Source organism: Pseudomonas sp. WS 5071, from assembly GCF_012985765.1.
Lineage (GTDB): Bacteria > Pseudomonadota > Gammaproteobacteria > Pseudomonadales > Pseudomonadaceae > Aquipseudomonas > Aquipseudomonas lundensis_A.
Window position 1 is genome coordinate 1 of the sequence record NZ_JAAQWY010000060.1, and the last position, 7,363, is coordinate 7,363.

Sequence of the window (7,363 nt, forward strand, 5' to 3'; positions counted from 1 at the left end):
GCGATATCAGCCACTTCTTGATGCATCGGTACAACTGGGTTCGACCCCACCAATTCAACGGTGGGTTGGCGCCAGCCCGGGCCGAAGAAAAACTTAACGTCGTGTCCGGGATTAGTTGACCACTACAATATAGCCGCGCCTCGAACCATCCAGAGCTGCCTCAAAAAGGCTATCTGTAAGGGAGTGGTTTTCAACAAAAGCCACTGATTCCCTGTCATCCGGAAGGAATGAGAGCGTTGAGATAAGCCAAACCGCATGCCGCTTCAAATCATCTTCGAGGTGTTCCGGACAAGCGGGCGCATTCGACAGAGCATTCAGGAGTTCAGATATCCCTATAGCCCAGTTGATGGCGTCCAGTGTAAATGGGGATCGCTTCTCTACGGCGAGCAGGAGGAGTTCTTTGTGAGGAGCGTATATCTGATGCGCCCAGGTCTCGATATTTGCAATAATCTCGCTCGCACGTCCGTGGTTTGCAGATGCCTCCAGAAGCTCATTCACCAAAGAAGTGAGCCGCCCCCGGAGCGAGGTTTCACTGGCGCTCGAAAAATACGGGCCAAGCGTACTGCAGTGCGTAGAAACCAAAGCCGTATCGGCAGTCCCCAAAACGCCTTTCGCTGCAGTAGTCACAGCCGAGCGCAATTGGCCGACGGGGTAGCCAATATCGTGCTTACCCTTTGCCAACAGGTTGAAAGTCAATTCGGTAAGCTGATCGAATGCGGTCAGCGTGACGGGTTGGTGATTTGCTTTCACCATCCCGACAAAGGCGAATACGCCAATCTTCTCTGCCAAGGTGACGATTACGTTCGAATTGGTATGCTCTAGAGCCATTAGCGACGCCCGGCCCATCATCCGAATCCCGTGCATCATCAAATCAGGCATGTTGTGCGGAATGACAGATTCGACCGCCGAAGCCAGGTACGTTGATGCAAGCATAGCGTGATGCTTACTCCCCTCTCGACCTGGATATTCTATCCCCAGGTACACGCCATAGAGTCCTCCGAACGCACGTAATGTGCTCTCCGCCAATCTTTCGTCACCCTTGGACAGCGCGTCCTGCATCGTCTGCCTTAGCTGCTCAAGCGAAGTGTTGATGGTGTTGTCGCTCACCTCCGGCATGTCGAAAAATGGGTTGCTGCCGACAAAAGTGCCGTGTTTTGCCGCACAGTAAGCGGCATTGATCAGCATCAAATGGTGGAATGCGGAGTCCGTGACCTCGTGATCGCCCTGTCCCGCGAAGCGCTTCGCGTAGGAAATGCTGTAGTCGATCGCTTGTCGCGTGGAGGTGCTCCAGTGAGCGTTGAATTGGTAAAACTTGGCTTTTGGCACATTGAACTGAAATTCTGCGTTAGCCTCAAGGAACATCGGCGCCGGTGCCTCCCGAAGAAGGATCGCAGCGTTGTCCGCTAGACGACTCCATTTCCGCAAGTCCCGACGAACCACTGTCGACATGATGTTGAGCTGCTCAATCGGATTGATGAGCTGAAGCGCTCGCCGATACGCGTAGAGAAAAAGCAGCAAGATTCCGGCGATACCCCAGAGCGCGACGAGGATCGCCGGGATCGCCCAGTTCCCGTCCGGGATCAAAGACGTCCCAGCGATAGCGATCGCCGTCAGAAACGATCCGAGGAAAGAACTGAGCAGCCTGCGATCGGAACTGAGTTGCTTGAACAAGCCATGTGGCATGCGCTCAACATTAGTTTGCATCGCGAAGACGATGATCGAGAATGCAATAGCAGCCGCACCAATCAAGGCCGACCCCGTGCCACCGAGAAGGGTTCTGAGTGCCCCTAGGCTTTCCTGGCTGTTGAAGTAACCTCCGACCAATCGTCGCAGAAACGGAACCGACAGAACACTCGCAATCACAGCGGCCAGCAACGTGAGAATCACCAGCTTCAAGCCATGGCGCAACCGCCAAAAACCGAACTTTATTTTGGCTTGGTGCAGCCGCAGCACACCTGCTGCATAAGCCTTGTGAAATCTAGCCTTGAACAGTGGCATGTTCATTCCGTAAACGCACTCCAGTCGAGAAAAGACCAAGCCCACTTGCAGGCGCCCGGCTCTAGCGGTTGCACTCAGTCATAGGTTCAGGAGGTTACATGATCAGGCATAAGAGCCGTCTGGAATTGAATTCGATGCTGAGCTTGACCTCATCCACCGGAAACCCCAAACCTGAGCCAGCCGCTCGGCCGTTTGATCTGAACTCCACGGCATAACAGTCGCCACCTTGACTTGGGCGAACGGTCTGTCGCTTTCCGGAACCACGCGATCCCGAGGCAGCTTTCTAGCCAGCGCTTTTCCAGATGCCGAGTTGAACGCTGCCGGCCCAATGCTAAACCAGCAGGCAACCTGCGTGATCCCTACGTGTGATAGACGCTCTCGTAAACCGCCTCAGTGAGTTTTCTTTTTGTTCGCAAAAATGTAACGACTACAACCATCCAAGATCGGGTAGTGCCAAGGTACGCTAGGCCATCCCCTCAAATTTAGGTAGGCAGAATGCAGGATTTTTTTGAGCACCTATCGGATATCGGCTACCAGCCTCGGGCGGAAGACCGACATCTGCTCATGCAGGTGGTAAATGCCCATATCGATACAGGTGAATTCGTGGATCGCCTGCGACGTGTCTTCGACTCACTTGTGGATGCATCGTGTGATGCCGATGATCGCGACTTGTTACACGGCGCCATTGCTCTGGCGGAAAAGGTCGTCTCGCTCTGTACTCCAATGGATGCTTGCCTCACACATTACGCGTGCTCAAACGCTTGGTCGCACCTGCATGTCCTTGATGAACGCGAGAATTTTGCTGGGAGACTGGATCATCCTGCTCTGCTCAAACAACTTTACTACCTGCATGCTGCAGTACAACACCAAGGATTTGCAGAATTGGAAGCGCCGCTCCGCGCGAGGATTTATTGCAATCTAGGTAACGCGTTAAGCGTTTGTGGCCGCTGGATCGAGGCATTGGCAGAGTGGCGCATGGCCCTAGCTGAACAGCCTATTTTAGGGATGGCTCTAGGAAACCTCGGAATAGGGTTATGCAAATACGGCGGTGCACTCTACGACTCTGGTCATGCTCACTGGTTCTTCATTCACGCACGGCGTCACCTTGAGTCAGCGATTGAAGGTGGGATTGGTCGTGACGGCTCGACCTTTGCTGAGGCGATTACGGCATTCCGGTGGTACCAGGAGCGATTGGCAGGCCAAGTCGAGGAAGAAGATGACTCTCACTTGTTTCAGCATAACCTTGGCAGGTCTAAGCAAGAGCGACGTTACCGTCAGTGGTGCCTCGATAACCACCTTTTCCTGAACCCCATGAACGACCTAGGGGCTCTGCCTGTTGCTGCATGGGATGTCATGGGGCTTCCTGACCATGACGCAAAGGTTGGCATCACCTACCTGGCGTTCTTCAATCAGATGAAGCAGGAATATGCCTTTGCTCGTCATTGCTTATACCAAGGCGAGCATTCCGGGTCGATTCACTTGGCCGATAAGCGTGTGTCGCTGGCCCTCAACTACGACCATGCCCTTTACTCCATGGGGCTGGAGCAAATCAAAACCGCATTCCGTGCAAGCTATTCGCTTCTGGATAAGATCGCGTACTTCATCAATGGTTATTGGCGGCTGGGAGTTCCTGAGACCCGGGTTGGTTTTCGCACGATCTGGTTTAAACCTTTGCCGAGAGGGGCCGCCGCTAACGCTACGCCTGAAATTCGCGACGAATTTTCGTGCACGCCCAACCTACCCCTGCGGGCCCTCTATTGGCTATCCCAAGACATCTACTCTAAAACGCTCAGGAATGTCGCTAGGCCGGATGCAAAGGCGCTCGACGAGTTAAGAAATCATCTTGAGCACAAATATGCCAAGGTCGTCGACACCGCCTATTTCGTAAATGTTGATTCTGGACGGCGTTCCGATCAACTGGCCTATGTGATCGAAAGGGATGACTTAGTCGCTAAAGCGCGCCTCATCACAACGCTTTGCCGTTCGGCCTTGATCTATCTCAGCCTGGCTATGCACCATGAAGAGGCGCGCAAGCCCAGGGATCCTGATGCTTTTATCATGCCTATTCCGGTCGACAATTACCCGGACGACTGGAAGTTTTAGGCATCAACCGGTGCACGCGCGAGGCTGGTCATGTGTCAAGGCGCCCAGTACGGAACAACGGACTGCCCTGGTCGATCCAGCACAATCGCTACGCTTTGCTGTGCCCGGGTGACCGCCACGTAGAACGTCGCTGCGGGCCCGGGATCAAGCTGGATGCCTCGCTGCAAAAAGGTTGCGATTGGGCCTGTTGCGATGATGAGCACTCGCTCGTAGGTTGCGCCTTTGGCGACCTTGAAGTTGATGTAGTTCAGGTCGAACTCAGCGCCTGACCTTACGTTTACGCGCAGGCACTGGGGGCGGAATCTCTCAACATATGCGAGAACGTGACACTTGGCGAGCAGAAATACACCGTCGTGATCTGTCGTAGTCTCGTTGAGCGACTCCGTTTCTGGGAAGCCCCATGCGGGGTTGAAGATGGTGTCTGAGAATCTCGCGATACCAGGAGAGCAGCGCCAGGTCGTGTTCCGAAATTCGATCTCGATCTCCCCTCTTCTTTGCTTGGCCAGGAACCAAGTAAGAGCCCTGGCGTAGGCATATTGCTTGTTCTTTCTGCTTCTAGGGCTCGTTGAAAGTACCGACTGCCGAATGTCTCCGACCATCCGAATGTCGATGCGGGACGCGAACAGCTTCTCCAGTAACTCCCAGTCCCAGCCACTAAGATCCTGAACCTCATCCACCAATATCTCGTCGTACAGGCTTTCCAGGCGGTACAACAAGGCTCCTTGGCTCTGCTCCACCAGCAGATTGGAGAGCTTCCCAAGCTCAGCGGCATACAGTGCTCCGGAAGGATTGAAGAAACGAGCCTCTTCTGTCGCGAAACGGCTGGGTTGCCCCTCAAAGTCGAAACCCTGCACGCGACTGCCTGGGAAAACAAAGGGCAGAAAAGGTCGGGCAAAATGCCGGATGAGCAGCGTGTACCACCCCATCACCTCCACATTGGTCTGCATACCAACTCTTTTCGCCAGACGCACTGAAAGCTCGTGTTGGTTCCGCTGAGTGAACGTCACCACGAGCACACGCCGAGTAGGCGCCAGTGCAGCACAGTGTTCGACTAGGCCTTGAGTTTTGCGCGAGCCTGCGACGGCCAGGGTTAGGTGGTTAGCCATGGATGAAGGCTGCCGCGGCGGCCATGTACGCGGGCGCTACGATGTTTTGTCCGCTTTCCGCGATTCGTATCGCGGCCTCTGTTTTTTCTCTGGTCATCCATACTTCGAGAACAGCGTCAACGCGAATGCCCAGAATCCCACGCAGTACTGCCTCTCCGTTGTGATGGATCAACTGAGGCTCCAATGTGCGCCCCTCTTCCACTTCGCCTATGAAGAGTTCTCTGTACTCGCCATCTAGCCATGGCTCCACGGCTTCTCGAAGTGCCGCGGGATCCTGCCCGTCGTTGTCCCTCAAAACAGCGACCCGCTTACCCAGTCGTGAGCAGAGTTCGAGGCATCGGGCTAGGGAGAGGCTGCGCATACTGAGGACATCAATGCCGCACGCCATCGGAGGCATGTCATAGAGGTCACGGAAAATCCGTTCGAAAATGATCTCGTCGGATGGCCCCTCGACGAGAACCAGCTTCTCTGCAAGCGCCATTCGAAGGGTATCGTACCCCGGAAGCTTCTTGTAATACCCCACGGTCTCAGGAGTAAGCCCCGTAATGGTTGTGACTGCATCCCGATTGATCAGCAGCAGCGAGTCTAGCCCCAGCCTATTCAGAACGTAGGTGCTGTGGGTGCTGATGAACAGCTGTTGTTCTTCGCCGGCAAGCCGCTCAATGCGGTTTAGGAGCGTGACCATGCTGGTATGGGAAAGGTGGTTCTCCGGTTCCTCGATCATTACCACCCTGGTTCGATCGGCATGCCGGCCCATTGCCAGAGAGATTTTGATAGAAGCCTGCTGGCCTTGGCCGGCCATAGAGAACGGAACATCGTCTATGTGCGGTGAGACAGCCGACTCCCAAGATGTTCTAGAAGTCTGATCCATGGCCACCTTGAGGGGTTGCTGGTGAAGTGACGCTTCCAATTGCCCCAGTCGATCGTTAAGCGCTGCAAGGGCTCCATCCGACATAGCTGATTTCGCCTGCCGGTATTCCAGCGAGATCAAGGCTTTCTCGGAGGGCTCCAGGTGATCGTTCAAGATCTGTCTCAGGTGATAATCTACGCCGCCAAACGTTCTGATCGTGCGTGAGTCGATGATCGCAATAGAAAGGTCTCGCGGACGTCGGGTGAGCTCTGAATCACCAAAATGGCGCCACTCGATTTTGTAGTACTCCACCGGTAGCAGCATCGACGGATCCTCCGTCCACGCCTGAAGCTCTGCGTCGTACTCAGGGTTGGGTACTACGCGGAATACCACCCCTGGACAGGCCTGCGCAGGAATGGCGCTGTTATGCACACCGCACAGGGCTTGGAGGTCGGGTCGGTTTTCGAGGAACAGTTCGATCTCAATTGTGGGCCAAGTCGCCTCTCCAATCAGGAGATCGGTCAAGAAGTCAGACACTACCGCTTTGTTGAACCAATAGGGATTGAGTTCTTCTGCTGCGGGTCTTCCCCCGATGCGCCCAGTCATCGCGAGGGCAATAGCTTCCATCAAAGATGATTTGCCCGCATCGTTCCCGCCGACAAGTAGATTGACCCTCGGATTCGGTTCCAGCTCAAAGTCTCGATGGATCCTATAACCCTTCACTTTGATCTTCGTGATCATCGTCTTTCCTTTCCAGAGGGTTGCCGTCCAGATGGTCGGCGAATGTGAAGAGTTTACAGCGGGTTGCCGATGGCGCCACTGATGGTATTCGTAGGTGACCAAGGTCATCAGATCAATGCGCTAATGATTGCGATAGACTGCGTTTTCTCGTGAGGCTGTAAGGCAACTAGGGATGGCCAAGAGAACCCGCTACTACGCAGTCGTTTCCGGCAAACCCACCGGGATTTTCAACACATGGGATGGCAGTGCTGCGAATGCAAGGCGACCGATAAAAACCGTGTGTAGCCTGCCGGTCACCGGCAAAGGCTTCCCTAAGGAATCTCCGAACAAGCCTTCAGTTATGCGAGAATCCCCGCAACACCTGATCCGAGCCGCCCATGAGCCAGATGAGCTTTTCCGACTTTGAGTACGCCGGCAAGCGCAAGCAAACCCGCCGAGAGCGCTTCCTCGCCGAAATGGATCAGGTGGTGCCCTGGGCAGGCCTGCTGGAGCTGATCGAACCGTTCTACCCCAAGGCCGGCGGCGGTAGAAAACCCTATCCTCTGGAAACCATGCTGCGCATCCA

General features: G+C 54.7%; 7 protein-coding genes. 3 read left to right on the forward strand and 4 right to left on the reverse strand.

Going from position 1 to position 7,363, the window contains the following annotated elements; translation table 11 throughout:
* Positions 1-111: 111 nt before the first annotated feature.
* Together HBN61_RS21975 and HBN61_RS21980 are read right to left on the reverse strand one after the other, a co-directional pair.
* Complete coding sequence (locus HBN61_RS21975) at positions 112-2,004, reverse strand: DUF2254 domain-containing protein (RefSeq protein WP_170047901.1); 1,893 nt, start codon at positions 2,002-2,004, stop codon at positions 112-114.
* Positions 2,005-2,100: 96 nt separating this feature from the next.
* A complete protein-coding gene (locus tag HBN61_RS21980; protein WP_346266469.1) occupies positions 2,101-2,355 on the reverse strand; it encodes a TatD family hydrolase in 255 nt (84 codons plus the stop codon).
* A gap of 138 nt (positions 2,356-2,493) precedes the next feature.
* Here HBN61_RS21980 and HBN61_RS21985 point away from each other — a divergent pair, with 138 nt between their 5' ends.
* The gene (locus tag HBN61_RS21985; protein WP_170047902.1) at positions 2,494-4,101 is read left to right on the forward strand and encodes an LA2681 family HEPN domain-containing protein; all 1,608 of its coding nucleotides are present in this window, start codon (positions 2,494-2,496) and stop codon (positions 4,099-4,101) included.
* Positions 4,102-4,136: 35 nt separating this feature from the next.
* Here HBN61_RS21985 and HBN61_RS21990 read toward each other — a convergent pair whose 3' ends face one another.
* Positions 4,137-5,207 (reverse strand): UvrD-helicase domain-containing protein, encoded by a 1,071-nt coding sequence (locus HBN61_RS21990; RefSeq protein ID WP_170047903.1) that lies wholly within the window; start codon positions 5,205-5,207, stop codon positions 4,137-4,139.
* A complete protein-coding gene (locus HBN61_RS21995) occupies positions 5,200-6,798 on the reverse strand; it encodes an ATP-dependent nuclease (protein ID WP_170047904.1) in 1,599 nt (532 codons plus the stop codon). Before HBN61_RS21995 ends, HBN61_RS21990 begins: the two co-directional genes overlap by 8 nt.
* 172 nt (positions 6,799-6,970) lie before the next feature.
* Here HBN61_RS21995 and HBN61_RS23050 point away from each other — a divergent pair, with 172 nt between their 5' ends.
* Together HBN61_RS23050 and HBN61_RS22005 are read left to right on the forward strand one after the other, a co-directional pair.
* The gene (locus HBN61_RS23050; protein ID WP_170047905.1) at positions 6,971-7,204 is read left to right on the forward strand and encodes a ribonuclease H1 domain-containing protein; all 234 of its coding nucleotides are present in this window, start codon (positions 6,971-6,973) and stop codon (positions 7,202-7,204) included.
* Positions 7,176-7,363, forward strand: a 188-nt coding sequence (locus HBN61_RS22005) for a transposase (RefSeq protein WP_524539063.1), incomplete at its 3' end; no start/stop codon positions are given. The genes HBN61_RS23050 and HBN61_RS22005, both read left to right, overlap by 29 nt.